25 protein-coding genes and 1 pseudogene are annotated in these 26,047 nt (G+C 69.8%); 11 read left to right on the top strand and 15 right to left on the bottom strand.

Features of this window, described 5'->3' with window-relative positions; translation table 11 throughout:
• Window positions 1–76 precede the first annotated feature (76 nt).
• The 4 genes from ABD289_RS07065 to ABD289_RS07050 all read left to right on the top strand — a co-directional run bounded on the left by ABD289_RS07065 (window position 77) and on the right by ABD289_RS07050 (window position 3,588).
• The gene (locus ABD289_RS07065; protein WP_344127886.1) at window positions 77–886 is read left to right on the top strand and encodes a purine-nucleoside phosphorylase; all 810 of its coding nucleotides are present in this window, start codon (window positions 77–79) and stop codon (window positions 884–886) included.
• 30 nt (window positions 887–916) lie between these two features.
• On the top strand, window positions 917–2,554 hold the full coding sequence (locus tag ABD289_RS07060; protein ID WP_344127884.1) for a phospho-sugar mutase: 1,638 nt from the start codon (window positions 917–919) through the stop codon (window positions 2,552–2,554).
• Window positions 2,551–3,003, top strand: a complete 453-nt coding sequence (locus tag ABD289_RS07055) for a flavodoxin family protein (protein ID WP_344127882.1) — start codon at window positions 2,551–2,553, stop codon at window positions 3,001–3,003. Before ABD289_RS07060 ends, ABD289_RS07055 begins: the two co-directional genes overlap by 4 nt.
• A 240-nt stretch (window positions 3,004–3,243) precedes the next feature.
• On the top strand, window positions 3,244–3,588 hold the full coding sequence (locus ABD289_RS07050; protein WP_344127880.1) for a hypothetical protein: 345 nt from the start codon (window positions 3,244–3,246) through the stop codon (window positions 3,586–3,588).
• A gap of 54 nt (window positions 3,589–3,642) precedes the next feature.
• Here the strand turns inward: ABD289_RS07050 and ABD289_RS07045 are convergent, their stop codons facing one another.
• From ABD289_RS07045 to ABD289_RS07035, 3 genes are all read right to left on the bottom strand, one after another.
• Window positions 3,643–4,794 carry a glycosyltransferase family 2 protein gene (locus ABD289_RS07045; protein ID WP_344127878.1) on the bottom strand — a complete coding sequence of 384 codons (1,152 nt, stop codon included), beginning with the start codon at window positions 4,792–4,794 and terminating at the stop codon, window positions 3,643–3,645.
• A 111-nt stretch (window positions 4,795–4,905) separates the two neighbouring features.
• The gene (gene upp / locus ABD289_RS07040; protein ID WP_344127876.1) at window positions 4,906–5,529 is read right to left on the bottom strand and encodes a uracil phosphoribosyltransferase; all 624 of its coding nucleotides are present in this window, start codon (window positions 5,527–5,529) and stop codon (window positions 4,906–4,908) included.
• Between the two features lie 90 nt (window positions 5,530–5,619).
• Complete coding sequence (locus ABD289_RS07035; RefSeq protein ID WP_344127874.1) at window positions 5,620–5,850, bottom strand: HC3 family zinc finger protein; 231 nt, start codon at window positions 5,848–5,850, stop codon at window positions 5,620–5,622.
• Window positions 5,851–6,030: 180 nt separating this feature from the next.
• Here ABD289_RS07035 and ABD289_RS07030 point away from each other — a divergent pair, with 180 nt between their 5' ends.
• Window positions 6,031–6,891, top strand: a complete 861-nt coding sequence (locus ABD289_RS07030; protein ID WP_344127872.1) for a helix-turn-helix domain-containing protein — start codon at window positions 6,031–6,033, stop codon at window positions 6,889–6,891.
• 20 nt (window positions 6,892–6,911) lie between these two features.
• Window positions 6,912–7,103, top strand: coding sequence for a DUF397 domain-containing protein (locus ABD289_RS07025; protein WP_344127870.1), 192 nt, complete (start codon window positions 6,912–6,914; stop codon window positions 7,101–7,103).
• A gap of 192 nt (window positions 7,104–7,295) precedes the next feature.
• On the opposite strand, the pseudogene ABD289_RS07020 reads toward ABD289_RS07025, so the two are convergent.
• Window positions 7,296–8,428: pseudogene (locus ABD289_RS07020) on the bottom strand (glutathione-independent formaldehyde dehydrogenase).
• Between the two features lie 179 nt (window positions 8,429–8,607).
• Between ABD289_RS07020 and deoC the strand changes: the two are divergent.
• From deoC to ABD289_RS07005, 3 genes are read left to right on the top strand one after another with little or no spacing between them, the layout of a single operon-like run.
• Window positions 8,608–9,546, top strand: coding sequence for a deoxyribose-phosphate aldolase (deoC, locus tag ABD289_RS07015; protein ID WP_344127868.1), 939 nt, complete (start codon window positions 8,608–8,610; stop codon window positions 9,544–9,546).
• On the top strand, window positions 9,546–10,982 hold the full coding sequence (locus tag ABD289_RS07010) for an aldehyde dehydrogenase family protein (protein WP_344127866.1): 1,437 nt from the start codon (window positions 9,546–9,548) through the stop codon (window positions 10,980–10,982). The genes deoC and ABD289_RS07010 overlap by 1 nt, the downstream gene beginning before the upstream one ends.
• Window positions 10,975–11,847, top strand: a complete 873-nt coding sequence (locus ABD289_RS07005) for an aldehyde dehydrogenase family protein (protein ID WP_344127864.1) — start codon at window positions 10,975–10,977, stop codon at window positions 11,845–11,847. Before ABD289_RS07010 ends, ABD289_RS07005 begins: the two co-directional genes overlap by 8 nt.
• 76 nt (window positions 11,848–11,923) lie before the next feature.
• Here the strand turns inward: ABD289_RS07005 and ABD289_RS07000 are convergent, their stop codons facing one another.
• The 4 genes from ABD289_RS07000 to ABD289_RS06985 all read right to left on the bottom strand — a co-directional run bounded on the left by ABD289_RS07000 (window position 11,924) and on the right by ABD289_RS06985 (window position 14,393).
• Window positions 11,924–12,550, bottom strand: coding sequence for an HAAS signaling domain-containing protein (locus tag ABD289_RS07000; protein ID WP_344127862.1), 627 nt, complete (start codon window positions 12,548–12,550; stop codon window positions 11,924–11,926).
• Window positions 12,551–12,686: 136 nt separating this feature from the next.
• The gene (locus ABD289_RS06995; RefSeq protein WP_344127860.1) at window positions 12,687–13,307 is read right to left on the bottom strand and encodes a hypothetical protein; all 621 of its coding nucleotides are present in this window, start codon (window positions 13,305–13,307) and stop codon (window positions 12,687–12,689) included.
• Window positions 13,304–13,657 carry a PadR family transcriptional regulator gene (locus tag ABD289_RS06990; protein ID WP_344127858.1) on the bottom strand — a complete coding sequence of 118 codons (354 nt, stop codon included), beginning with the start codon at window positions 13,655–13,657 and terminating at the stop codon, window positions 13,304–13,306. Before ABD289_RS06990 ends, ABD289_RS06995 begins: the two co-directional genes overlap by 4 nt.
• Before the next feature lie 154 nt (window positions 13,658–13,811).
• Window positions 13,812–14,393 (bottom strand): SMI1/KNR4 family protein, encoded by a 582-nt coding sequence (locus ABD289_RS06985; RefSeq protein WP_344127856.1) that lies wholly within the window; start codon window positions 14,391–14,393, stop codon window positions 13,812–13,814.
• Window positions 14,394–14,651: 258 nt separating this feature from the next.
• Here ABD289_RS06985 and ABD289_RS06980 point away from each other — a divergent pair, with 258 nt between their 5' ends.
• Entirely contained in the window at window positions 14,652–15,866 is a 1,215-nt protein-coding gene (locus ABD289_RS06980) for a primosomal protein (protein ID WP_344127854.1), read from the top strand.
• A gap of 49 nt (window positions 15,867–15,915) precedes the next feature.
• On the opposite strand, the gene ABD289_RS06975 is transcribed toward ABD289_RS06980, so the two are convergent.
• A complete protein-coding gene (locus ABD289_RS06975; RefSeq protein WP_344127852.1) occupies window positions 15,916–17,004 on the bottom strand; it encodes an adenosine deaminase in 1,089 nt (362 codons plus the stop codon).
• A 313-nt stretch (window positions 17,005–17,317) separates the two neighbouring features.
• On the opposite strand from ABD289_RS06975, the gene ABD289_RS06970 reads away from it, so the two are divergent.
• On the top strand, window positions 17,318–18,526 hold the full coding sequence (locus tag ABD289_RS06970; protein WP_344127850.1) for a hypothetical protein: 1,209 nt from the start codon (window positions 17,318–17,320) through the stop codon (window positions 18,524–18,526).
• Window positions 18,527–18,568: 42 nt separating this feature from the next.
• On the opposite strand, the gene ABD289_RS06965 is transcribed toward ABD289_RS06970, so the two are convergent.
• The 6 genes from ABD289_RS06965 to ABD289_RS06940 all read right to left on the bottom strand — a co-directional run bounded on the left by ABD289_RS06965 (window position 18,569) and on the right by ABD289_RS06940 (window position 25,519).
• Window positions 18,569–19,852 (bottom strand): thymidine phosphorylase, encoded by a 1,284-nt coding sequence (locus tag ABD289_RS06965; RefSeq protein ID WP_344127848.1) that lies wholly within the window; start codon window positions 19,850–19,852, stop codon window positions 18,569–18,571.
• An 86-nt stretch (window positions 19,853–19,938) separates the two neighbouring features.
• Complete coding sequence (locus tag ABD289_RS06960; protein WP_344127846.1) at window positions 19,939–20,316, bottom strand: cytidine deaminase; 378 nt, start codon at window positions 20,314–20,316, stop codon at window positions 19,939–19,941.
• Window positions 20,316–21,572 (bottom strand): ABC transporter permease, encoded by a 1,257-nt coding sequence (locus ABD289_RS06955; protein ID WP_344127844.1) that lies wholly within the window; start codon window positions 21,570–21,572, stop codon window positions 20,316–20,318. The genes ABD289_RS06960 and ABD289_RS06955 overlap by 1 nt, the downstream gene beginning before the upstream one ends.
• Entirely contained in the window at window positions 21,569–22,663 is a 1,095-nt protein-coding gene (locus tag ABD289_RS06950) for an ABC transporter permease (protein WP_344127842.1), read from the bottom strand. The genes ABD289_RS06955 and ABD289_RS06950 overlap by 4 nt, the downstream gene beginning before the upstream one ends.
• A gap of 61 nt (window positions 22,664–22,724) precedes the next feature.
• Entirely contained in the window at window positions 22,725–24,257 is a 1,533-nt protein-coding gene (locus ABD289_RS06945; protein ID WP_344127840.1) for an ABC transporter ATP-binding protein, read from the bottom strand.
• A 188-nt stretch (window positions 24,258–24,445) separates the two neighbouring features.
• Window positions 24,446–25,519, bottom strand: a complete 1,074-nt coding sequence (locus tag ABD289_RS06940) for a BMP family lipoprotein (protein ID WP_344127838.1) — start codon at window positions 25,517–25,519, stop codon at window positions 24,446–24,448.
• Window positions 25,520–26,047: the final 528 nt, after the last annotated feature.

Here is a 26,047-nt window from a genome sequence, read left to right as displayed (position 1 = left end):
CGACCAGCGGGAACAGCGGCGCCCCGGTGCGGCTCGTCCGGTGGACGGGCGGTGCGGACGACTAAGCTGCCCGCCCGTGACGCCTACGACTAACTCCGACCCGACCACCGCGGCGAGCACGGCCGCCGCGAAGCTCACCGGGATCACCGGTATCGAGCGCCACGACATGGCAGTTGTGCTCGGTTCGGGCTGGCAACCCGCGGCCGACCGGATCGGCGAACCGGACCACGAGTTCCCGATGTCCGACCTGCCCGGCTTCGCCAGGCCCGGTGCCGTCGGGCACAGCGGGAAGATCCGGTCCGTGCAGGTCGGGGACAAGCGTGTCCTGATCATGCTCGGCCGCACGCACCTCTACGAGGGGCACGGCATCGACCCGGTCGCGCACGGCGTGCGCACCGCCGCGGCCGCGGGCTGCGGCACGATCGTGCTCACCAACGCCGCGGGCGGCCTCCGCGAGGGCATGCAGGTCGGCCAGCCCGTCCTGATCAGCGACCACATCAACATGACCGCGAAGTCGCCGCTGGTGGGTGCCGACTTCGTGGACATGACCCACCTGTACTCACCGCGACTGCGCGAGCTGGCGCGCACCATCGACGACTCCCTGCAGGAGGGGGTCTACGCGGGCATGCCCGGACCGCACTTCGAGACCCCGGCCGAGATCCGGATGCTGCGCGGCCTGGGCGTCGACCTCGTCGGCATGTCGACGGTCGTGGAAGCCATCGCGGCGCGTGCAGCGGGCGCGGAGGTCTTCGGTCTCTCGCTGGTGACCAATCTGGCCGCGGGCCTGTCCGGCCAACCCCTCGACCACGAAGAGGTCCTCGAAGCCGGTCGCTCCTCGGCGAACCGGATGGGTGACCTGCTGAAGAGCCTCTTGGAGGCGGCGTGATCCATCGAGCGCTCGCTGTTCGGGGGCGGTATGGCACTGGATGAGCAGCTGCGCGCCGCGACCGAGCAGTGGATCGCGGACGACATCGACGAGGGCTCTCGGGCCGAGCTCCAGCAGCTGCTGGACACCGACTCCCCGGAGCTGGCCGATCGCATGTCCGGCCTGCCCAGCTTCGGCACCGCCGGGCTGCGCGCGCCGGTTCGCGCGGGCGCGAACGGGATGAACCGCGCGGTGGTCGTGCGCACCACGGCAGGGGTCGCGGCGTGGCTGACCGAGCAGGGGCATCGCGGCGGGATCGTGGTGATCGGCCGCGATGCCCGGCACGGCTCGGAGGAGTTCGCCACCGACTCCGCGGGGGTGCTGGCCGCGGCCGGTTTCGACGTGCGGATGCTGCCCTCGCCGCTGCCCACGCCCGTGCTGGCGCACGCGACGCGGACGCTCGACGCGGTCGCGGGCATCCAGATCACGGCCTCGCACAACCCGCCTGCCGACAACGGGTACAAGCTCTACCTCTCGGGCGGCATCCAGCTGGTCGGCCCGGCCGACACCGAGATCGAGGCGGCGATCGCGGAGGCTCCGGCGGCCTCCGCCGTCCCGCGCTCGCGCAGCTGGTCGATCGCCGATTCGGCTCCGGACCAGTACGTGTCCCGGGTGGCGCTGCTCCCGCGCGGCGGGGACCGCGAGCTCCGGGTCGCGGCGACCGCGCTGCACGGCGTCGGCGCCCGCACGCTCAAGCAGGCGCTGCGCCGCGCGGGCTTCGAGGACGTGCACCTGGTTTCCTCGCAGGCCGATCCGGACCCGGACTTCCCCACCGTCGGGTTCCCCAACCCGGAGGAACCGGGCGCCACCGACGAGCTGGTCAAGCTGGCCGCCGACATCGACGCCGACCTGGCGATCGCGCTGGATCCCGATGCGGACCGGTGCGCGCTGGGCGTGCCGACCGGGGACGGCTGGCGGATGCTGCGCGGCGACGAGACCGGGGTGCTGCTGGCCTGGCACGTGCTGTCCACCCTGGATCCCGAGGAGCACCCGGATCCGCTGGTGGCGACCACGATCGTCTCGTCGAGCATGTTGGGCTCGATCGCCGCCGAGTTCGGCGCCCGCTACGCCGAGACGCTGACCGGCTTCAAGTGGCTGGTGCGGGCAGGCGAGGACGGCGGAGGAACCGGCCTGGTCTACGCCTACGAGGAGGCCTTGGGCCACAGCGTCGACCCCGAGCGGGTGCGGGACAAGGACGGCATCTCCGCCGCGGTCCTGGCCTGCGACTTGACCGCGAGCCTGATCGCCTCCGACGATCACCTGCTGGATCTGCTCGACGAGCTGTCCATCGAGCACGGCGTGCACGAGACCGGTCAGGTCTCGGTGCGGGTGACCGATCTGGACGTCATCGCGCGAACCATGCGCCGCCTGCGCGAGCAGCCGGTCACCGAGCTGGCGGGCACCGGGGTGAGCACCCGCGACCTGCTCCCGGAGTCCGACGGCCTGGTGCTCACCGGCGAGGGCGGGCTCCGCGTGGTGATCCGTCCGTCCGGCACCGAGCCCAAGCTCAAGTGCTACCTGCAGGTCGTCGAGCAGGCCGCTGGCGACCTCCCCGGCGCCAAGCGGCGAGCCGCCGAGCGGCTCGAGCGGTTGCGCCGGGCCGTTTCCGAACTGGTGGGTGACCGATGACGAAACTGCTGATCGTGCACCACACGCCCTCGCCCGGCATGCAGGCCATGTTCGAGCAGGTCGTGTCGGGCGCGTCGACCGACGAGATCGAGGGGGTCGAGGTGGTGCGGCGCGCTGCGCTGAACGCCACCGCCTCGGACGTCCTCGAGGCGGATGGCTACCTGCTGGGCACCCCGGCGAACCTGGGATACATCAGCGGGGCGCTCAAGCACTTCTTCGACACCGTCTACTACCCGTGCCTGGATTCCACGACGGGTCGGCCCTTCGGGGCCTTCGTGCACGGCAACGAGGGCGTGGAGGGCGCTTTGCGGGCGATCTCGACGATCACCACGGGGTTGTCCTGGAAGCAGGCCGCCGAGCCGGTGGCGGTGCTGGGTGCTCCGGAGCGCGCGGACCTGGAAAAGTGTTGGGAGCTGGGCGCGACCGTCGCGGCGGGGCTGATGCCGTAGGTGGTCCCGGAACCACCCAGTTGATCTTGGTTGGGCGACCCGGAGTAACCTGATCGTGTCGCGGAGGCCACAGGTCTCGGCGACGGCGGGGCGCCCCGGACAGAGCCCGCCTTCCCTCATCACGTGCGATGTTCGGGGCGCCCCGCACCTGCGATCATGGTAGTCGCGCCCGTCGAAGTGTGCGGAATCCGTCGCCCCTCCCAGCAGCATTTCCCGGCCTCTACGGGTTACCCTGCGACTGTGAGTGAGGAAACGATCCGACTCGAACTCGACGACTCCGGCGTCTCCGTGAACCTTCCCGCCCCGGCTGGTCCGCACGACCAGGTTCAGGGTGTTCCCTACCGCCCGGTCGAGTTTCGCGACGACGACCTACCGGCCGCTTTGGAACGATCCGCGAAGTGGCTTCGGGAAGCCCAGAACTGGTTGGGCGAACCAATCGATGTGATCGCGGTGCACCTCGATTACGACGATCGCGAAGGTGCCCCGTACTACGATCTCAAGCTGATGTGCAACGAAGAAGACCTGGCAGGCGCTCCGATCGCCATTCGCAGGTTGAATACCGGCCCAGCCGGCCCGGTCGCTTAACCCGTCTAGTCCACACGGGGGCCCGGCCTGAGCACGGCCGGGCCCCCGTCGTTCCTAGAACTCGCTGCTGCGGCCCTTCCACTGATCGCGCCCGCGCCACGCGCGAACGGCGCCGTCGAACAGCAGCACGCCGAACAGGCTCCCGGCCACCGGCGCCAGCGGAGCCAACTCCGGGTTCGCCCGCATGTACCGAGCGTTGCACGCGTGCGCAGCCGTCTGACCGGTCCAGCCGAGCAGCCCCACGGCGGTCAGCAGCGGCCGTCGGCGCCCGCCGACCGCGACCGCCAGCGGTGCGGCGACCGACGCCACGACCTGCCCGAGCGCGATCGAGGCCAGCAGCGGCGCGGAGCCCTTGGTCCCGGCGACGAAGCTCTTGCGGAACGAGGCCCAGCCCTCCTTGAACGGATCCATCCCGCTGGTCGACAGGTGGTCGAGCCCGTCGACGGTGCGGGTGGTGCCGCCGTGGTCGCGCACCGCGGTGGCGATGGCGACGTCCTCGTTGCGGATCGCGGCGAACGCCGCCCAGCCACCGACCTTCTCGTAGTGCGACCGGCGCACCAGGATGCAGTGCCCGATGGCGAAGGCCTTCGGCCCCCTGCCGTCCGGGGACGCGTTCTCCCCGATCAGCTGCAGCCCCGGCGGCATCAGCACCGGCCAGGACGCCGAGCGCTCCGGCGGCGGACCACCCGGGGTCGACACCAGGTCGGCGTCGACGGCCTCGGCGGTGGCCAGCAACCGGCTGATCAGATCGGGCGCGGCGACGGTGTCGGCGTCCAGGAACAGCAGCCACTCGCCCGCTTCCGGCGGCCCGGAAGCCTCCACCCCCACGTGCATCGCGTGCACCTTGCCGCCCCAACCCTGCGGCGGGCCGTCGACCCGGACCGTCTTGACGCGCGGGTCCTCGGCGGCCACCTCCCGGGCGATGCGCCCGGTCCCGTCGGTGGAGCCGTCGTCCACGACGACCGCGCGCAGCAGCTCCTCACCTTGCTCGCCGTGGGTCTGCGCGGTGATCGAGCGCAGGCAGTCGCCGAGCACGTCGGATTCGTTGCGAGCCGGTACGACGGCGGTGACCTTGGGCGGCGCCACGGTGGCGGGCTGCGGTGCGCGCAGATCGACGATCGCGCGCGTCTGCTTGATCGTGCGCGCGCTGCGCACCAGCACCCCAGCCGCCGCCGCGCCGAGCACCACCGGCAACCAGCGGTTCAAGTGTCTTCGCGGTGAAACCACCGCCACAGACTGCCACGGACCCGGGTGTTCGGCCTTGGGCGATTGCACAAATTGGTATTAAACACTGAGTTGCGGACAACTCGAGCGCCGTTAGACGGCCCCGTACGAGCGGTCCCCCGCATCGCCGAGCCCGGGGACGATGAAGCCGGACTCGTTCAGGCGGTCGTCGATGCTCGCGGTCACGACGCGCACCGGCAGGCCCGCGGCCTCCAACCGGCGGACGCCCTCGGGCGCGGCCAGCGTGCAGATCGCGGTGACGTCGGTGGCGCCCCGATCCCCCAGCAGGCTGATGGTGTGCACCATCGAACCGCCGGTGGCCAGCATCGGGTCGAGCACCAGCACCGGGCGATCGGTCAGATCGGCGGGCAGCGACTCCAGGTACGGCGTGGGCTTGAGCGTCTCCTCGTCGCGAGCCAGACCGACGAAACCCATCTGCGCCTCGGGCACCAGCTTGTGCGCCTGGTCCGCCATGCCCAGCCCGGCCCGCAGCACGGGCACGAGCAGCGGCGGGTCGGCGACCCGGTAACCGGTCGTGCGCGCGACTGGCGTGTGGATCGGCTCCTCGGCGACTTCCGCGTCCCGCATCGCCTCGTAGATGAGCATGAGCGTGAGCTCCTGCAACGCGGCCCGGAACGTAGCGCTGTCGGTGCGCGCATCGCGCATCGTCGACAACCGCGACTTCACCAGTGGGTGATCCACTACCCGAACATCCATGACCGTCAACAGTAACGACCTGTTCGGCGGAGCGACGCAGCGACGTGCGAAAACGTGTGCCCGATCGCAACCCGCCGCGCCAGGCGCCGATCACTCCACGTGCGCGGCGTCCCGCCGGTCGATCGCGGCCGTCCAACAGGGTTCGCACGTCGGGGAGAGCCAGTCGATCTCGGTCGGGCATCCGATCTCGACGCTCAGCCCGCAAAGGGTTTCGCGTTCCCGCCCCGGACGCGGCGGTTCGTCCGGCGGCAGGGCGTGCCGGAACCCGCCGCACGGACGCCAGTAGGCCACCACCTGCCGGGCGCCGAAGTACTCGAACACGCTCACTCCCTGTCGCAGTCGGAGGCGGCGATGCCGATCACGAAGGGGAGGGAGATCGACACCGCCACCGGATATGACGGTCCGTGTTGCTACGGTTACCGACAGAGATCAACGTATTGGTATGCTTGCTAATTAGCCAGCCAATACACCCGAAGGTGGCCCGAGGAAGGACGAACTCCATTGGCACAGAGTTCACCAACCGTCGCGAACTGGGCTCTTGGCCTGCGGATCAAGCAGCAGCGCGAATCCGTCGGCCTCAACGGAGCAGGGGCCGCCAAACGCGTCGGCATCACCGGCGCCTATCTGTCCGAGGTCGAGAAGGGAAAGAAGAACCTCTCGCAAGGCCGCCTCGACGAGTTGATCACGATCTACGAGTTCGACGGCGACGAGGCAGCAGAACTCCGCACCCTCCGCGACCAAGCCGGCCATCGAGGCTGGTGGAGTGAGTACTCGGCCATCTTCAACGACGAACTCTTGCGCTTCTTCGGCTTTGAGCACGGCGCGGAGAGCGCGCACACCTACGACAGCGGCCTGATCAACGGACTGCTGCAAACCGAGGAGTACGCGCGCGCCGTCATCGAATCCGGTAGCCCCAATATCCGGCTGGCCGAAGTCGACCCGAGAGTTCGAGCGCGCCTCATCAGGCAGAAGCGCCTGCGCGACGAGAACCCGCTCAGGATTACCGCAGTCATGAGCGAAGCCGTCCTGCGGCAGCAGATCGGTGGCCCACGAACCCTGAAGGGCCAGTTGCAACATCTGTCGGACCTCATCGATGAGCTTCCGCAGGTGCTGGAAATCCGCGTCGTGCCGTTCGAAGCGACAGGACATCACGCGATGGGCGGGTCTGCCTTTCACATCATGGCGTTCCCGTCCCGAACCCTGCCCACCTTGATCTGGCAGGAAACGGTTACCTCGACGAGCTTGATCACCGATCCGCTGACCGTGCGCGAATATGCACTCGCTCACACCGAGGCCGCGAAAGCGGCGCTCAGCCGCGAAGACTCGCTGGACCTCATCCGCGAGAGGTTCAAAGCGTTGTGAATCGTGCCTAGTATCGCCGTATGGAGTTCAGTCCGGACATCTGGCGGAAGTCGAGTCGAAGCGCCAGCAATGCTTCGTGCGTCGAGGTCGCGGTCACCTCCGAGCGCATCGGCGTTCGCGACACCAAGGACCGCGACGGCGGAACGCTCGTGTTCACCCCGAGCCAGTGGACCGGATTCCTCACGACCGTGCGCGAGCGCGCCGAGAGCTGAGCGGCGCTTCGGCCCTTCACAAGCAGGGCGCTGGCGAGGTCCTTCACGAACGCGACGGAAGAGGACCGGCGTTCGGATGCCTCGACATCGCGCGAACGCCGTTCGAGCCGACGCCCTGCGGGACGACCGGTCGTGCGCAGTTCCCGCAGGGCGCACCCGCATCCGGATGGACGCGCAGCTCGGCCGGCTCGCTCACGGGTGCAGGACGACCTTGGTGTAGCCCTCGATCCGCTTGTCGAACTTGCTGTAGGCGTCCGGGGCATCGGTCAGCGGTAGCTCGTGGGAGACGACGAAGCTCGGCTTCGCACGCCCCTCGACGATCATGTCCCGCAGCTGCCGGTTGTAGCGCTTGACGTTGCACTGGCCGGTACCGACCACCTGCCCCTTCTCGAACATCCGCCCGATGGCAACCAGCAGCATGCCCTTCTTGGCCTCCTCGGACGGCCCGCCCGGATCGGACGGCACGTACAGGCCCGGCACGCCGAGGCGCCCGGTCGGCCGGACCGTCTCGATCAGCGAGTTCAGCACGACAGCGGGCTCCTCCTCGCTGGTGTCGCCGCCCTGGGCCTGGTACCCGACGGCGTCCACGCCCTTGTCGGTGCCCTCGCCGCCGGTCCGGTCCTTGATCATCTCGACCGGATCTCCCTTCCCGAAGTCAATCGGGACCGCGCCGATCTCCTCCGCCTTGGCCAGTCGCTCCTGCACCTTGTCGACCACGAACACCCGCGCAGCCCCGCGCAGCAGCGCCGAGTACGCGGCCATCAGCCCGACCGGGCCAGCGCCGTAGACCGCGACGCTCTCCCCCGGCGAGACCTGCGCGAGCTCGCAACCGTGGTAGCCGGTGGGGAAGATGTCGGCCAGCAGGATGAAGTCGGTTTCGTGCGTGCCGTCCGCAGGCAGCTTCAGGCAGTTGAAGTCCGCGTGCGGCACGCGCAGGTACTCGGCCTGCCCACCCGTGTAAGGCCCCATCGACACGTAGCCGTAAGCGCCACCGGCAATCCCGGGTTCACGGTCAGGCAGAAGGCGGTGTCGCCCGCGACGCAGTTCTTGCAGAACCCGCAGGCGACGTTGAACGGCATCACCACGCGATCACCGCGGGCCAGGCCCGTCACGCCAGCACCGACGTCCTCGATGAGGCCCATGTTCTCGTGGCCGAACACGATGCCGGGCTCGGCGGCCGTGCGCCCCTCGTACATGTGCAGGTCGGAGCCGCAGATCGCGGTCGAGGTGACGCGCACGATCACGTCGTTGGGATGCTCGATCGTCGGCCGGTCGACCTGGTCGACCGCCACGCTGAAAGGCTCCTGGTAGACGACGGCCTTCATCGCACAACACCTCCGGGACGAGACGGGACTCCGCAACGGACTACCCGCGCGCGGATGCGCTCACGCCGCGAGCGGCCGCATCGGTCGGAGGACGCACGCCGCCGAGCACGCCAAACCCGAGAACCATCACTCCTCCGGGTGAGGGTGATGCGGCGCTTAGACTGCTGACCATGGCGGACATGCCGTTTGATCTTGATGATGCCGTGCGGGACGACCGGTCGTTGCGCCGGTTCCTGCACGGACTTCCCGGGGTGGACCAGGTCGGGTTGGAGCAGCGGTCGGCCGGTCTGGCCACCCGCAGCGTGAAGAAGTCCGCCAAGCGGTGGGCGATCGACACCGCGATCTCGATGGTCGACCTGACGACTCTGGAGGGCGCCGACACACCGGGCAAGGTGCGCGCGTTGTGCGCCAAGGCCCGTCGGCCCGACCCGGAACACCCGGACGCACCGCCGGTCGCGGCGGTGTGCGTGTACTCCGACCTGGCCGAGGTCGCCACCGAGGACCTCGCGGGCACCGGGGTGCGCGTGGCCTCGGTGGCCACCGCCTTCCCCTCCGGGCGCGCCCCGCAGGCGGTCAAGATCGCCGATGTGGAGCACGCCGTGGCCGCCGGGGCCGACGAGATCGACATGGTCATCGACCGGGGCGCGTTCCTCGCAGGCCGCTACGGACAGGTCCACGACGAGATCCGGGCGGTCAAGCGTGCCTGTGGCGAGGCGCACCTGAAGGTCATCCTGGAGACCGGTGAACTGGCCACCTACGACGACGTGCGGCGAGCGTCCTGGCTGGCGTTGCTCGCAGGCGGTGACTTCATCAAGACCTCGACCGGCAAGGTCTCCCCCGCTGCGACGCTGCCCGTGACCCACCTGATGCTGCAGGCGGTGCGCGACTGGCACCAGGTCACCGGTGATCTGCGCGGCGTCAAACCCGCGGGCGGCATCCGCAGCACCAAGGACGCGATGAAGTACCTGGTGACCGTGCGCGAAGTCGCCGGGCCGGACTGGCTGACGGCCGACTTGTTCCGATTCGGCGCCTCCAGCCTGCTCAACGACTTGCTGATGCAGCGGCGCACCCAGCTCCAAGGCCACTACAGCGGCCCCGAACACGTGGCGGTGGATTGATGACAGGCCCCTGGGAGTACGAGCCCGCGCCTGAGTCGCGCGAGGTCGCGGACCTCAAGCCGAACTACCGGATGTTCGTCGGCGGGGAGTTCGTCGACGGCGGCGGAGAGCCGATCAGAACGATCAACCCCGCCACGGAGGCGGTCCTGGCCGAGGTGTCCTCCGCCGACACCGGTGACGTGGACCGGGCGGTCGCGGCCGCGCGAAACGCGTTCGACGGCACCTGGTCGAAGATGCCGGGCAAGGAGCGGGCCAAGTACCTGTTCCGGATCGCGCGGCTGATCCAGGAGCGCGGCCGGGAGCTGGCCGTGCTGGAAACGCTGGACAACGGCAAGCCGATCTCCGAGGCCCGCGACGTCGACGTCCCGACCGCGGCGGCGCACTTCTTCCACCACGCGGGCTGGGCCGACAAGCTCGACCACGCCGGGTTCGGCGCGAATCCCCGGCCGCTCGGAGTCGCCGGTCAGATCATCCCGTGGAACTTCCCGCTGCTGATGCTGGCCTGGAAGATCGCTCCGGCGCTGGCCTGCGGGAACGCAGTGGTGCTCAAGCCAGCCGAGACCACGCCGCTGACCGCGCTGGTCTTCGCCGACATCTGCGCGCAGGCCGGGCTTCCCGCCGGGGTCGTCAACATCGTCCCGGGGGCTGGCGACATCGGGGCGGCCCTGGTCGCGCACTCCGATGTGGACAAGGTGGCCTTCACCGGCTCCACCGAGGTCGGCAAGGAGATCCAGCGCACCGTGGCCGGAACCGGCAAGCGGCTGACGCTGGAGCTCGGCGGCAAGGCCGCCAACATCGTGTTCGACGACGCGCCGCTGGACCAGGCCGTCGAGGGCATCGTCAACGGCATCTTCTTCAACCAGGGCCAGGTGTGCTGCGCGGGGTCGCGGCTGCTGGTGCAGGAATCGGTGGCGGACGAGCTGCTGGGCAAGCTCCGCGAACGGGTGAGCGCGCTGCGGGTCGGCGATCCGATGGACAAGAACACCGACGTGGGCGCGATCAACTCCGCCGAGCAGCTCAGCAGGATCCGGGAGCTGGCCGAGGTCGGCGAGTCCGAGGGCGCGCAGCGCTGGAGCAGCCCGTGCGAGCTGCCCGAACGCGGTTTCTTCTTCGCGCCGACGGTGTTCTCCGAGGTGCAGCAGTCGATGCGCATCGCCCGCGAGGAGATCTTCGGGCCGGTGCTGTCGGTGCTGACCTTCCGCACCCCCGAGGAAGCCGTCACCAAGGCCAACAACACGCCGTACGGACTGTCCGCGGGAGTCTGGAGCGAGAAGGGCTCCAGGATCCTGTGGGCCTCGCAGCGGTTGCGAGCGGGCGTGGTGTGGGCGAACACGTTCAACCGGTTCGATCCGGCCGCCCCGTTCGGCGGGTACCGGGAGTCCGGGTTCGGCCGCGAGGGCGGCCGCGCGGGTTTGGAGGCCTACCTCGATGTCTGATGTTCCGGGACGGCTCGCAGTGGCGAAGACGTACAAGCTCTACATCGGCGGGAAGTTCCCGCGCTCGGAGTCCGGCCGGGTCTTCCCGGTGCGCGGCGCGGACGGGGCGTTCCTGGCCAATGCCGCGCACGCATCCCGCAAGGACGTGCGGGACGCGGTTTCGGCCGCCCGCAAGGCCTTCGGCGGCTGGTCCGGGGCGACCGCGCACAACCGCGGTCAGGTGCTCTTCCGCATCGCCGAGGTGCTGGAGGGCAGGCGCGAGCAGTTCGCCGCCGAGGTCTCGGCGGCCGAAGGCATCTCGCACGACCGATCACTGTCCGCTGTGGACACGGCGGTGGACAGGACGGTCTGGTACGCGGGCTGGACGGACAAGCTCGCCACCGTCCTCGGGACGACGAATCCGGTCGCCGGGCCGTACTTCTCGTTCAGCGTGCCGGAACCCACCGGCGTGGTGGGCGTGCTCGCCCCGCAGGACTCCTCGCTGCTCGGGCTGGTCAGCGTGCTCGCCCCGGTGATCGCCGCGGGCAACACCTGCGTGCTGATCACCTCCGCGGAGCGCCCGCTGCCCGCGATCACCTTCGCCGAGGTGCTGGCGACCTCCGACGTCCCCGGCGGGGTGGTCAACGTGCTCACCGGGCGGGCCGGGGAGCTCGGCCCGTGGCTGGCCTCGCACGCGGACGTCGACGCGCTCGATCCCACCGGTGCCGACCAGGAGCTGCGCGGCGAGCTCGCCCGGAGCGCGGCCGACACGGTCAAGCGGGTGCTGTCCGCCCGCCGGGAACCGGATTGGACGGCCGACCCAGGCCTGCGGCGACTCCGCGAGTTCACCGAGATCAAGACCGTCTGGCACCCAGTCGGCACCTGAGCGGGGCGCGCAGCGCGCTGCCTGCTCCCGGAACCGGGTTCGGGGCAGGCAGCACCGCTCCGGCAGATCCCCGGAGCTAGGTCCCGTTCGAGCGGCTGACCGGGTGGACGACGCGGCCGCGCCGAATCGCGCGCACCAGCATCCCGGCCGAGCCCAGCAGCAGGACGGCCCCGGCCGCGATGGCGAACCAGCGCGGCACCACCAGCAGCGCCGTCCGGTCGTCGAGCAGCAGATCGCCCAGGACCTCGGTGGCGGTGATCAGCAGCAGCGCCGTGACTCCGATGCCGATCATCCCCGCGCGGCGCATCCCGGAGGCGTAGGCGCGGAAGATCGCCAGCACGCCTCCCCCGGCCAGGACCAGCACCACCAGCGTGGTCACCAGGTCGCGCATCGTGTAGGACACCTCGCCGACCGCGCCGATGCCGTCGGCGAGCAGGGTCACCCCGAGCAGCGTCAGCGCACCGACCAGCAGCGCGGCGCCGAGCGTCCATACCGCCGAGGGCTTGCCGGTGTCCGGGTCCAGCTGGGCGGCGACCTGCCGGGCGTACTCGCGCGGCGTGCCGAAGGCCTCCACCGGGTCCTCGCCGGTCTCGTCCACGTGCGCCTCGACCTCGGCGAGCACCTCGCCGACCCGCTCGCCCGAGATCTCGTGCAAGCGCAGCGCCACCAGCAGGTCCTGGCGGTAGTCCTTGTCCAGCGTCATCGTTGCCCCACCTCACGTTCGATCGAGGTCGCCGAATTCCGTTCGATCGAGGTCACCGAGCTCTTCGCGCACTCGATCACACCGGAGTCCCGCGCGACTCGCACGGCGAAATCGCCCGCGCTGCGGGAACCCGGGCTCAGCGCTTCGTCGGGTACACCACGCGATTGCGGCGGATGGCCGTGGTCAGCAGCACCGCGAGCGCGATGAGGAAGACGACGCCCAGGCCCAGCACCAGCCAGGTGGGCAGGGACACCACCGGCGTCTCCTCGTCCAGCGCCATGTTCGCCGCGACCTGGCTGCCGATGCCTGCGATCGCCGCGAGCACCGCACCGCCCGCGAAGAGCTTGTTGTGCGACGAGGCGGTGTAGGCGCGGAAGAACAGCAGGACACCGATCACGATGATGACCAGCAGCACCGGCTGGGCCACCACGTCGCGCATCGAGAAGCCGACCTCCGGCTTGCTCAGATCCATGCCCGAGCCGAGCAGCGACGGCCCGAACATGCCCAGGAACCCGGCCACGACCGACCACAGCACGGTCTCGCCGGTACTGCGCTTGCCGGTGCTCGAGTCGAGCTGCGCGGCGACCTGCTTGGCGTAGTCGCGCGGCCTGCCGAAGACCTCGTTCGGGTCCTCGCCGGTCTCGCTCACGTGCGCATCGATCTCGGCGAGCACCTCGCCCGCGCGCTCGCCGGAGATCTCGTGGAAGCGCATCGCCGCGAGCAGGTCGTCGTGGTACTTCTTGTCCAGCGTCATCATTTCCGCACTCCTCGTTGCACAACGGTGATCGAGTTCCGGGCGAACTCGATCCACTTCGGTCCCATCTCGGCCAGCGCGGCTCGCCCCTGGTCGGTCAGCGAGAAGAACTTGCGCCCCGGTCCGCTCTCGCCGGCCCGCCATTCGGCCTGCAGCAAGCCGTCCGCCGCCAGCCGGTTGAGCAGCGGATACAGCGTTCCGGCCTTCATGTCGGGCAGCCCGGCCTCGTCGAGGCGCTGCAACAGCGTGTAGCCGTAGCCCTCGCCGTCCTCGGCCAGCAACGCCAGCACCACCAGGTCCAGCACTCCGCGCAGCCATTGGGTCTGCCGCGCCGCACTCGTCCGTTCCGTCACGACTAGACCGTACCGCAGACTAGTGTGCATCACCAACTAGTGGGTCATGCAGGGTCACTCGGCGCGGGTGCGCCGCACCGCGCACGAATCGAGGAAACCGCCGGTCACCTGCGCCGGGAGCAGGTCCGGGGCGCCGGCGGCGAGAGCGAGCGGATCAGCTGATCTGCCAGTCGAGGCGGCCGTCCTCGGTCACCGTCGGATAGCTGTGGCCGGCGGGAACGCCGCGGGACAGGGCCCTGTCCACATCGGCGAGCATCGCCGCCACACCGGTCCACTCCGGACGCAGCACCTGAGCGGTCTCCTGCTCCCACTCCAGGACGCAGCCGTGCAGGCGGCCGGGACGCAGATCCACCACCAGCTCGTCGGCGAAACCGTCGCCGGCGACCGGGATCCACAGCGGATGAAAGCTCGAACCCGGCGACCCCGCGTAGTAGTCGCAAGCGGGGCGCTCCCACTGAGCCGTCCAGTTCTTGCGGTGATCGCGCCAGGCGTGCAGGGCCCGCTCGGCCCCGTACGGGGTGTAGAAGGGAGGGAGCACGTCCGCCAGGACGTCCGGATCGGTCCCGCCGCAGCACGTCCACAGCGCGCGCAGCTCCGCGGGCAGGTCGACGGCGAACTCGGACTCCAGCTCACCGAAAACGGGCTCTTGCGCGGGCGGGCGGAGCGCGGCTGCGGTGACGGGCGCGTGTCGCTCGAGCCAGCGAACGATCTGACTCCACAGCTCCGGGACATCCATTCCGATCATGATCGCGGGCGACCCGCGAACGGGGTACCGCCAATGGTGACCCGCCAACGAGTGCACGCGCCGCTGCGCCGAAAAGGTGAGCACGGCTGCCCCGGGAGTGCCCCGGACGGCCCGTGATCGTTACGAACTGTTCCAACGTCCGTTGCAAGAACCTGAACCGTTACTGTGACAGCGGACCAGGGCACAAACCAGCGACTGCCGACCCGTAGGCTTCCGCGGGGTCTGGTTCGGTGACCGGAGGTAGAAGAGATGGCGCACGACATCGTCCCCATCGAGCTCGGGCTACCGCAGGGCGACATGGTCACCCTGTGGGCGCCGCGCTGGCGCGAGGACGGCGAGGAGTGGGAGGCCTTCCTCGGCCACGAGGAAGACCTGTACGCGTTCCCCGATCCCGCCCGGCTCGCCGCGTTCGTGCGCACCGCCCGGCAGCACGACCTCGACGATCACCCGGCCTGGCACGTGGTGCCCCGGCTGTCGGCGGTCGAGCTCAGCCCCGACGAGGATCACCAGTACGACCTGGTGGGCGTCCCGGAGCTGGTGACCGAGCCGCTGGACACCTGGACCGTCGGCGAGATGGCCGACATCGTCGAGATCACCCGCTCGCTGGCCGACGTCTGCGAGCTGGACGCGGTGCACGAGGTGCTCGACTCCGCGGACGGTTTCGCCCTGCTCGGCCAGGGCACGCTGCCGTTCAACGGCAAGGATGGCCAGAAGCGCTGGAACGAGATGTGCAAGGTCGTCGCCGACCGCTGGGACGAGGTGCTCGACGCCATCGACGACGTGGTCACCACGCCGGACCTGCCTGAGGACGCCGTGGCCACCGCCGAGACCGAACTGGCCGAGGCCGACGAGTCCGACGAGGACGAGCCCGCCGACGAGGACGCCGTCGAAGAGGTCGAGGCCGCGCCCACGTTCTGGACCGAGATCGGCATCGACCCGATCAAGATCATCACCAGCGACGCGGAGCACTACTCGCTGCGCTGCTACCTCGGCGACGACCCGGTCTTCCTGGGCAGCGACGGCAAGATCGACGTGTTCAACTCGCCGCGCGCGCTGGCCCGGTTCCTGGCCGACGAGGAAGCCGTCGCCGACACCGACCTGGCCAGGGTCGCGACCTGGCAGCAGCTGCGCGATGCGGCCACCGGCGGCGAGCTGGAGGTGGAGGCCACCCCGGAGAACACCTACGTGCTGCACGGGCTGGACGCCGACCTCGCCGAGGGTCCGTCCGAAGTGGACCCGACCCAGCTGGACCTGGCCGAGGAGCTGCTGCTGGACGTGGCGGCGTGGACCGGTGACGACACCGCGGAGAAGGCCCTGCAGCCCTCGGAACGCCTGGGCTGGCTGGTCTCGTTCGTGCTGCGGCCGAGTCCGAACCGGCTGCCGCCGAGCGCGCCGTTCGACGACGAGGTGGAGACCTGGCGCAAGCTGGTCGCCGAGACGGAGAACCGCTTCCGGACGCACTGACGCGAAGATCGGGGGCCGTCCCGCGAGACGGCCCCCGATCGCCCGGTCGTCAGCCGACCAGGTTCGCGTAACCCGGCTTGATCACGTCGTTGATGACCTCCAGGCGCTCGTCGAAGCCGAGGAACGACGACTTCATCGCGTTGACCGTGAACCACTGGAACTCGTCCCAGCCGTAGCCGAACGCATCGTTGAGCGCGGCGAACTCGCTGCTCATCGAGCAGTGGCTCATCAGCCGGTTGTCCGTGTTGATCGTGACGCGGAACCGCAGCCTGGCCAGCAACCCGATCGGGTGCGACTCGATGCCCTCGGCGGCGCCGGTCTGCAAGTTCGACGACGGGCACATCTCGAGCGGAATCCGCCGGTCCCGCACGTACGAGGCCAGCCTGCCGAGGTGCACCGTGCCGTCGTCGTCGACCTTGATGTCGTCGACGATGCGCACGCCGTGCCCAAGCCGCTCGGCGCCGCAGTGCTGGATGGCCTCCCAGATCGAAGGCAGCCCGAACGCCTCACCGGCGTGAATCGTGAAATGCGCGTTCTGCTGGCGCAGGAATTCGAACGCGTCCAGGTTGCGCGTGGGCGGAAATCCCGCTTCCGGGCCGGCGATGTCGAAGCCGACCACGCCCACGTCCCGGTATCGAACGGCGAGATTCGCGATTTCGGTCGACCGCGCGTTCTGCCGCATGGCGCACAGCAAGGTGCCGATCCGGATGCGGTGGCCGGCTCGTTCGGCACGTCGTTCGCCCTCGCGGAATCCGTCCTGCACGGCCTGCACGATCTGGTCCAGGGTCAGGCCCTGCTCCTGGAACAGCTCGGGCGCGTAGCGAACCTCCGCGTAGACCACGCCATCGCCGGCCAGGTCCTCGGCCGCCTCGGCGGCCACGCGGGCCAGCGCATCGGTGGTCTGCATGACGCCCACGGTGTGGGCGAAGGTCTCCAGGTAGCGCTCCAGGGAGCCCGAGTCCGCCGAGGCGACGAACCATCGACCCAGGTCGTCGGCGTTGTCGTGGGGAAGATGGGGATAACCGCTGGCCTTCGCGAGATCGACAACGGTCTGCGGTCGCAAACCGCCGTCGAGGTGATCGTGCAGCAGCACCTTCGGCGCCTGCCGGATGTTGTCCAGGTTCACCGGTATCGACATGCGCCCACGTTACCGGCAATCGCCCGGTGCTCACGCAGTGCACCCCGCGACTCACGCACAGCGACCGCGCGGGTGGCCGCGGGTGCTCCGCAATCAACTTTTCGCAGATAAAACTCACTCAGATGGAGGCAGCGGCAAATACTGCTCCCATTCACCGCTCTCGCTGAGCCATTGGAACCAATACGACCGGGCCAGATGGAGCCGCTTGGGGGACAGATGTCGCGGAATGTAACCGGGGGCGGATGGGCGGGCGCAAAAGTAATGGCTACGCTTCTCGAGTCCTCACCCCCCTCGACGAAGGACGCCCCTAGCCGTGACCGAGAACATGTCGTTCGACCGCATGCGGAACATGCTCACGCGTGCGGCTGAAATCCGCGAAAGCGAACAGCAGCAGATCTTCGACGCACTGGACGAGATCCACGCCCGGTTGTCCCCGCTGGAGTCGCTGGGCTCCGTGCGCAAGCGTCTGTCCGAGCTGCCGGACCGGACCGAGGTCAGCGTCCTGGCCGAACGACTCGACGAGACCCTGTCCAAGCTCGAGTCGCACGACAACGCGCTGCTCGACCTCAAGGGCGCCATCGAGACGATGGCCGACAAGCTGGCCCAGCCCTTCGCGCAGCTCGACGGGCGCCTGGACGGCGTCGTGGGCCGGATGGATGGCGTCTCCGGTCGGATGGACGGGCTGGAGGACAAGCTCGGCCACATCCACAAGCGCCTCGACGAGCTCGGCCAGCACCTGGACAAGCAGGACGGGCGCCTGGAATCGCTGCCCTCCTCGGTGCAGGACCCGATGCGCGAGCGGATCGACTCGCTGGAGACCAATCTGCGCGGCCGGTTCGCCGAGATCGACGAGGGCGTGCACGAGCACCTCGACGGCACCCGCGAGGCGCTGCAGCGCGCGGTCACCGAGTCCACCGGCAGCGCCCGCAAGGAGCTCGCCGAGTCCGTCAGCAGCACTCGCGACCAGCTGGACGCCAAGCTCAACGACCTGACCGAGCGTCCCGCCGTCGACCCGACCGACAAGCTCAACGCCCTGGCCGAGCGCCTCGAGGCGATGACCAACCGGCTGGACGAGGTCTCCGGTCGGCTGTCCCAGGTCGAGGACAACGTCAACACCCGCATCGACGCCGTCGAGCAGGGCTTCACCTCCCGGCTGGACACCGTCGAGGAGGGCGTCAAGACCGGGCTGGGCGAGCTGGGCGGCACGCTGTCGCAGAACCTCTCGCAGCTGTCCGGCACGATCTCCGAGCGGCCCGACTCGGAGGCCGTGGGCGCCCTAGTGCGTCAGGCCACCGAGGAGAGCGACCAGCGGCACGCGGGTCAGCTCGACGAGGCCATGGCGACCTTCGCCGAGCTCATCCTCGGCGGTGGCGGTGCGCAGTCCCCGCCGCCGCCCACGACGCTGCCGCGTCAGCAGCAGCAACAGCGTCGCGGCGGCGGCCGCTCGAAGAGCGCCAAGCGCGAGTCCGACAAGGCGCTGACCGACGGTGGCGACGACGACCTGACCGCCGAGAGCGCCTGAGCCCAAGGGTGGAACCGGCCGCGCGGTGAGGCGCGGCCGGTCTCAGTCCCGCGGGGCGATCCGGTCGAGGATCAGCGGCGTCGACGTTCGGTCGGCGCCGCTGATTTCGCTTGCGCCCTCCAGGCTTTCGCGAGCGGCCGGAATGGTGTCCGGGCTGTCGGTGTGCAGCTCCAGCAGGGGCGATCCCGCGGTGACCCGCTCGCCCGGCTTGACCAGGCAGCGCACCCCCGCCGCGTGCTGGACGGCGTCCTCCCTGCGGGCGCGGCCCGCACCGAGGCGCCACGCGGCGATGCCGACCCGGTAGGCGTCCAGCCCGGTCAACGTTCCCGACTCCGGTGCGCTGACGACCTCGACGTGCTGCGCCCGGGGCAGCTCCGCAGCCGGATCGCCGCCCTGCGCCCGGATCATCTCGCGCCACTTGTCGTGCGCGCGGCCGTCGGCCAGCGCATCGGCCGGATCGACGTCGCCGATCCCCGCGTGCGCGAGCATCTCGCGGGCCAGCCGCACGGTCAGTTCGACGACGTCGGGCGGGCCGCCGCCGCTGAGGACCTCGACGGCCTCGTCCACCTCGAGCGCGTTGCCGACCGCGCGACCGAGCGGGGCGGACATGTCGGTGATCAGCGAACTGGTGCGCAGGCCGTTGGCGGCGCCGATGTCGACGAGCGCGCGAGCCAGTTCCCGGGCCTGGTCGAGGTCCTTCATGAAGGCGCCGGAACCGCACTTGACGTCCAGGACGAGGGATTCGGTTCCCTCGGCGAGCTTCTTGCTCATGATCGACGCGGCGATCAGCGGGATCGACTCCACCGTCGCCGTGACGTCGCGCAGCGCGTAGAGCTTGCGGTCCGCGGGCGCGAGGTCCTCGGTAGCCGCGCACACCACCGCGCCCGGCCCGCGCAGGTTCCGCGCGATCTCGGTGTCGCTGAGCTCGGCGCGCCAGCCCGGGATGGACTCCAGCTTGTCCAGGGTTCCCCCGGTGTGCCCGAGCCCGCGGCCGGACAGCTGGGGCACCGCAGCTCCGCACGCGGCGACCAGCGGGGTCAGCGGCAGCGTGATCTTGTCCCCGACACCGCCGGTGGAGTGCTTGTCCGCGGTGGGCCTGCCGACCGAGCCGAAGTCGAGGGTCTTGCCAGATTCGACCATCGCCTTGGTCCACCGAGCGGTCTCGCTCGGCGTCATCCCCCGCAGCAGCACCGCCATCGCCAGCGCGGCCATCTGCTCCTCGGCGACCTCGCCGGCGGTGTAGGCAGCGATCACCCAGTCGATCTGCTCGTCATCGAGCTGCCCACCGTCCCGCTTGGCCCGGATGACGTCCACGGCCGAGAACACCGGATCACCTCCTGCGACAGTTTTGCCTAAAACTGTACGGATGTTTCGGGCACCGAGGCCGTGCAGTTTTAGGCAAAACTGTCACCTCAGAGCTCGAAGGCGTCCGGGAGGACTTCTCGCATCGCCAGGACGCCCCTGGGGGTGTCGATCAGGCAGTCCGGCCCGCCGAGCTCCTGGAGGATCTGCCTGCAGCGCCCGCAGGGCATCAGCAGGGCGCCCTGACCGCTGCGGCAGGCCACGGCGGTGAAACGGCCGCCACCGGTCATCCGGAGGCTGCCCGCCATCGTGCACTCGGCGCACAGCGTCACGCCGTAGGAACCGTTCTCCACGTTGCAGCCGGTGACCACCCGGCCGTCGTCGCAGACGGCCGCCGCACCGACCTGCAGCCCGGAGTACGGGCAGTAGGCGTGCGCCGCGGCCTCGACCGCCGCGGCGCGCAGCGCTTCCCAGTCCACATCGGACATCAGTCGACGCCCCTCCGGTACTGCATCCCGTTGGCCGCCGGCGGTCGCAGTCGCTGCGACGCGGCCGCGAGCACCACCAGGGTCACCAGGTGCGGCGTGTAGGCGGTCAGCTCCTCGGGCAGCTCGTCGGTGTACCAGTACACCGAGTACATCGCGGCGGCAGCCACCAGCGAAGCGCCGGAGGCGAACCAGTTGCGCCGCCACAGCTGCACCGCCGCGACCACCACGAGCAGCAGCGTGGCGCCGTAGAACAGCGCGTGCACGCTGGTCTCGCCGCTGCGCAGCTGCAGGCCGTCGGAGTAGCCGAACAGCGCGGAACCGCCGAGCAGGCCGCCGGGCCGCCAGTTGCCGAAGATCATCGCGGCCAGGCCGATGTAGCCGCGGTTGTTCGTCTGGTTCTCCAGGTAGCCGGAGCTGCCCTGGTTGAGCACCAGCGCGGCGCCGCCGAGCCCGGCGAGCGCGCCGGAGGCGATCAGCGCCAGGTACTTGTACCGGTAGACGTTGACGCCCAGCGACTCGGCGGCCACCGGGTTCTCACCGCAGGACCGCAGCCGCAGCCCGAACGGGCTGCGCCACAGCACCAGATAGCTCACCGGCACCAGCAGGTAGGCCAGCATGGTCGTCGGGGAGACACCGGAGACCAGACCGCCGAGGATGCCCGCGAAGTCGGAGATGATGACCCGCTGGACGTCCTCCAGCTGTCCCAGCCAGGTCGACAGCGGCTGCATCGAGTAGGTGTCGAACTTGGGCACCGGCGGGGATTCGCGCGGGTTGTGCGAGATCGGCTCGAACAGCAGCGTCGACAGGTACTTCGTGGCGCCGGCGCCGAGCAGGTTGATGGCCACACCGGAGACGATGTGGTTGACGCCGAAGCTCACCGTGGCGATCGCGTGCACCAGGCCGCCGAGCGCCCCGAACACGGCCGCGGCGATCAGCCCGGCCAACGGTCCCCACTGGTAGCCGGCCCAGGCACCGCCCCAGGTTCCCAGGATCATCATGCCCTCGAGGCCGATGTTGATCACGCCGGCGCGTTCGGCCCACAGACCGCCGAGCGCAGCGAACAGGATCGGCACGCCGAGCCGCACCGCGGCCTCCACGGTCCCCGAGGAGGTCAGCGCGAGCACCCCGGTCTGGTACGAGGTGATCGACACGGCCAGGAAGCCGACGGTCGTCCACAGCAGCACGCGCGCCCAGCCGGGCATCCGGGAGCCGCCACCCGCGGCCTTGGGCTTGTCTTCGGTCGCGACCGCGGTCATGCCTTCTCACCTCCGCCGGCAGCGGCGGCCGGCTCGACCGCGGTGCCCAGTTCCTTGCCGACCTTGCTCTGCTCGCGGGCGAGTTCGCGGCGGCGCACCAGCTCGTAGGCCACCACCACGGACAGCACGATGGTGCCCTGCACGATCGTCACGATCTCCCGGGGCACGCCGATGTTGTCCAGCGTCAGCGAGCTCTTGTCCAAGAAGGACCACAGCAGCGCGCCGAACGCCACGCCCAGCGGGTGGTTTCGGCCGAGCAGCGCGATGGCCAGGCCCGCGAAGCCGTAGCCCGCGGGGAACGTGATGGTGAAGGTGTGGTCGCGGCCGAGGATCTCCGGCAGGCCCGCGAGCCCGGCGATGGCTCCGGACAGCAGCAGCGCGGTGAGCACCATCTTCTTGGAGTTGACACCACCCGCGGCCGCCGCGGTCGGGGAAAGGCCGGAAGCCTTGAGCTCGAACCCGAACCGGGTGCGGTTGATCAGCAACGCGTAGCCGACACCGACCAACACCGAAAGCAGCACCAGGCCGAACACCGTGCCGTAGCCGCCCAGCGGGATGCCCGGGATCCGGCCGGAGGCCGGGATGAGCCCGGTGCTCTGGTTGTTGCCGCTCATCACGCCGAAGTTGGTCACCAGGTACGAGACCAGCCCCAGCGCCAGGGTGTTGAGCATGATCGTGGAGATCACCTCGGAGACCCCGCGGTAGACCTTGAGCACCGCGGCGATGCCGACGTAGAGCGCGCCGGTCGCCGCGCCGACGACCACGATCAGCAGCGCGTGCAGCCCGAACGGCAGGCTCACCGAGGCGCCGACGATCGCGGCCACGCACGCGGCGAGCCGGTACTGCCCCTCGATGCCGATGTTGAGCAGGTTCATCTGGAAGCCGATCGCGGCCGCGATCGCCACCAGGTAGTAGGCACCCGCCGTGTTGATGATGTCCACCAGGGTCGTGCCCCGGCCGACCTGGGCGACCATCTCCAACAGGGTCGCGATCGGATTCGCGCCGGAGACCAGCAGCACCGCGCTGCACAGCACGATGGAGAAGACAATCGCCAAGGCCGGCGGCAGCAACCGCGCCCGCCAGGTGTTCACACCGCCTCCTGAGTTCGAGCGGCGATCCCGGCCGTTGCCGGAACCTCGTTCAGTTCATGACTCACGCGGACTCCTGCGCACCGGTCATGGCCGCCCCGAGCTCCTCCGGGGTCACCGTCTTCGGGTCGGCCTCGGCGACCAACCGGCCGCGGAACATGACCCGGATGGTGTCCGACAACCCGATGAGCTCATCGAGATCGGCCGAGATCAGCAGCACCGCCAGCCCCTCGTCCCGCGCGTTGCGCAGGTGTTCCCAGATCCCGGCCTGCGCTCCGATGTCCACACCGCGCGTCGGGTGGGCCGCGATCAGCAGCTTCGGCTCACCGGACAGCTCCCGGCCCACGACGAGCTTCTGCTGGTTGCCGCCGGACAACGCCGCCGCGTCGACGTCGATGCCCGGGGTGCGCACGTCGAACTGCTCGACGATGCGCTCGGTGTCCCTCTTGGCCCCGGCGCGGTCCAGCCACTGGCCGCTGGAGACCGGCCGCCGGGTCTGGTGGCCCAGAATCCGGTTCATCCACAACTGCTGGTCCAGCAGCAGGCCCTGCCGGTGGCGATCCTCGGGGATGTAGCCGATCCCGGCTTCGCGGCGGTGCAGTGTGGACAGCCCGGAGATGTCGGTGCCGTCGAGCGCGACGGAGCCGGAATCGATCGATCGCATGCCCATGATGGCCTCGACGAGCTCGGTCTGGCCGTTGCCCTCGACGCCCGCGATGCCCACGACCTGCCCCGCCGCGACCTCCAGGTCGACGCCGTCCAGGATCGGCCGTCCGTCCTCGGTCGACGACATCCCGGAGACCTTCAAGACCTCCCGGTCGGCGACGGTGGCGGGACCGCGCTCGGGCGCGGGGAGCTCGCTGCCGACCATCATCTCGGCCAGGCTGCGGCTGGTGACCTCCGAGGCGGCCACCGAACCAACGGTGGTGCCGCGACGCAGCACCGTGATGGTGTCGGCGATCGAGCGGACCTCGTCGAGCTTGTGCGAGATGAACAGGAACGTGTACCCGTGCTCGCGCATCCCGCGCAGGGTCGCGAACAGCTCGTCGACCTCCTGCGGGACCAGCACCGCGGTCGGCTCGTCCAGGATGATGATCTCGGCGCCGCGGTAGAGGACCTTGAGGATCTCCACCCGCTGCCGGTCGGCCACGCCGAGGCTCTCCACCAGCGCGTCCGGGCGCATCTCTAAACCGGCCTGCTCGGCCAGCTCGATGACCCGCTTGCGCGCCTTGCCGCCGATGCCGTGCGACCCCTCCGCGCCGAGCACGATGTTCTCCAGCACGGTCAGGTTGTCGGCCAGCATGAAGTGCTGGTGGACCATGCCGATCCCGGCCCTGATGGCCTCCGCCGGGGTCTTGAAGCGAAGCTCCTCACCACCGACCCGGATGGTTCCGGAGTCGGGCTGCTGCATCCCGTAGAGGATCTTCATCAGGGTCGACTTCCCCGCCCCGTTCTCCCCGCACAGCGCGTGCACCTCGGCGGCGCGCACGGACAGGTTCACGTCGGAATTGGCGACCACGCCCGGAAAGGTCTTGGTTATGCCGGAGAGCTCGACGGCGGGCGCGCCGCCGGGTTTCGACTCGGCAGAGGTGTTCACGGATGCTCCAGGGGATTATTCACCGGCGGCGAACCAGGGGGACGCTCAACAATGGACGGTTCCGGCCGCAGGCGACATGCCGCTGGCACGAAACCGCCACCGTTCGGGGATGAAAGCGCGAGGGGGCACCCAGCCGCGCCGGGCGGGGCGCCCCCTAAGCACCGCGTCAAAGGCCACGGAGGAGTGTGTCAGGGCTTCTTGGGCACCTGGATGTCTCCCCTGGCGATGGCGGCCTCGTAGGCCTCCAGCGTGGGCTTCAGGTCGTCGACCTTGCCCCCGGAGGTCGCGTAGGTGACGCCGCCGTTGGCGATGTTGAACCGCTCCGGCACCGCGCCCAGGTCGCCGCGGGCGAAGTCGGCCACGTAGTCGTACACCGCCAGGTCGATGCGCTTGAGCATCGAGCTGATGATCACGTCCTTGTAGGCCGCGACCGAAGGCTGGTTGTACTGGTCGGAGTCGACCCCGATGGCCATCGCGTCGGAGGCCTTGACCGAGCTGAACATGCCCTTACCGGAGGCGCCCGCCGCGTGGTAGAGCACGTCCGCGCCGCCGTCGAGCATTCCCGAGGAGACCTCGGCGGCCTTGTTCGGGTCCTGGAACCCGGTGTAGTCGCCCGCCGGGGTCAGGTAGTCGCTGTCGATCTCGATGTCCGGCGCGGCCGCCTTGGCACCCGCGACGTAGCCCGCCTCGAACTTCTTGATCAGCGGGGTCTCCACACCGCCCACGAAGCCGATGTGGCAGGTCTGCGACTTGTGCGCGGCGATGACGCCCGCCAGGAAGGAGCCCTTCTCCTCGGAGAAGACCAGCGGCGTCACGTTCGGCTGCCTGACCGTGTCGTCGTCGATGATCGCGAACTGGGTATCGGGGAACTCCTCGGCGACCGTGCCGACCGAGTCCGCGTAGGAGTAGCCGACCGCGATCACCGGGTTGTAGCCCTCGCGGGCGAGCTGGCGCAGCCGGGTCAGCTTGGCGCTCGCGGACTCGTTGGCCTCGGAGTCGAGCTCCTTGACCTCGCCGAGATTCATGTCCTTCTTCGCGCGGTCCAGACCCGCCACCGAGGCGTCGTTGAACGACCCGTCACCGCGGCCGCCGATGTCGAAGGCGAGGCCGACCCGGACGTCGCTGGCGTCCGGCGGCGTCTGCTGCCGCTCCTGCGAGGTGGTCATCGCGGGCCCGCTCGGCGCGGGCTTGGTTTGGCACGGCTGCCCGGAGGCGCTTCCGCCCCCGCCGCCGGTGTCCTTGGCGCACCCGCTCAGCGCCATCGCACCGCTGAGCAGCAGCGCAGCCGCCGCGACTCCGGTCCGGCGCGCTTTCCCCGCACCCGAGAGCCGTCTGACAGTCGGCGTTCGCCGCATGCCGATTCCCCTTTCCCATTCACTTCCGCCGGTCCCGGTCACATCCCCCGGATCAGCGAAGGCGTCCTAGAGCGAACTCCACTCGAACGTGTTTTTTCTCGTGGGGATTGTTCGCTCATGACCCGGCGCACGTCATTCGGTGACGTGACTCTCGAAATTAAGTCTTGACGTTGCCGCTTGCGCATTGCTCCTGTGTCACAAAATGATTTCTACATCGATCCACCAGGTCGGGGCGCTTGTCTGGTCGATCACAGACAGCTGTGGCGAGTAGGCCCGGGCAATACTCGAGGTCTAGCATTCCTACTCGTCAAGGCCCTAGTTCGTGGCCGGTGACGGGCGTGCACCCGGCAAGAGCGCCGGGACCAACTGCAACTCGGGGCCGGCCGCCCCTGTTCCCGGACGGGGCCGTCAGTCCACCAGCGAGGTTGGAGGCCT

The organism is Saccharopolyspora halophila (assembly GCF_039531955.1).
Lineage (GTDB): Bacteria > Actinomycetota > Actinomycetes > Mycobacteriales > Pseudonocardiaceae > Saccharopolyspora > Saccharopolyspora halophila.
The sequence above is the reverse complement of the archived record's forward strand: the minus strand, read 5'-3'. Positions and strand labels throughout refer to the sequence as shown.

Coding starts and splice junctions, on each gene's coding strand:
- ABD289_RS06995 (WP_344127860.1), bottom strand. CDS start 13,307: ATGATGACGCTGGACAAGAAGTACCACGACGACCTGCTCGCGGCGATG.
- ABD289_RS06980 (WP_344127854.1), top strand. CDS start 14,652: ATGGCGCACGACATCGTCCCCATCGAGCTCGGGCTACCGCAGGGCGAC.
- ABD289_RS06955 (WP_344127844.1), bottom strand. CDS start 21,572: ATGACCGCGGTCGCGACCGAAGACAAGCCCAAGGCCGCGGGTGGCGGC.
- ABD289_RS06960 (WP_344127846.1), bottom strand. CDS start 20,316: ATGTCCGATGTGGACTGGGAAGCGCTGCGCGCCGCGGCGGTCGAGGCC.
- ABD289_RS06940 (WP_344127838.1), bottom strand. CDS start 25,519: ATGGCGCTGAGCGGGTGCGCCAAGGACACCGGCGGCGGGGGCGGAAGC.
- ABD289_RS07060 (WP_344127884.1), top strand. CDS start 917: ATGGCACTGGATGAGCAGCTGCGCGCCGCGACCGAGCAGTGGATCGCG.
- ABD289_RS07025 (WP_344127870.1), top strand. CDS start 6,912: ATGGAGTTCAGTCCGGACATCTGGCGGAAGTCGAGTCGAAGCGCCAGC.
- upp (WP_344127876.1), bottom strand. CDS start 5,529: ATGGATGTTCGGGTAGTGGATCACCCACTGGTGAAGTCGCGGTTGTCG.
- ABD289_RS07010 (WP_344127866.1), top strand. CDS start 9,546: ATGACAGGCCCCTGGGAGTACGAGCCCGCGCCTGAGTCGCGCGAGGTC.
- ABD289_RS06985 (WP_344127856.1), bottom strand. CDS start 14,393: ATGGATGTCCCGGAGCTGTGGAGTCAGATCGTTCGCTGGCTCGAGCGA.
- ABD289_RS07005 (WP_344127864.1), top strand. CDS start 10,975: ATGTCTGATGTTCCGGGACGGCTCGCAGTGGCGAAGACGTACAAGCTC.
- ABD289_RS07000 (WP_344127862.1), bottom strand. CDS start 12,550: ATGACGCTGGACAAGGACTACCGCCAGGACCTGCTGGTGGCGCTGCGC.
- ABD289_RS06975 (WP_344127852.1), bottom strand. CDS start 17,004: ATGTCGATACCGGTGAACCTGGACAACATCCGGCAGGCGCCGAAGGTG.
- deoC (WP_344127868.1), top strand. CDS start 8,608: ATGCCGTTTGATCTTGATGATGCCGTGCGGGACGACCGGTCGTTGCGC.
- ABD289_RS07055 (WP_344127882.1), top strand. CDS start 2,551: ATGACGAAACTGCTGATCGTGCACCACACGCCCTCGCCCGGCATGCAG.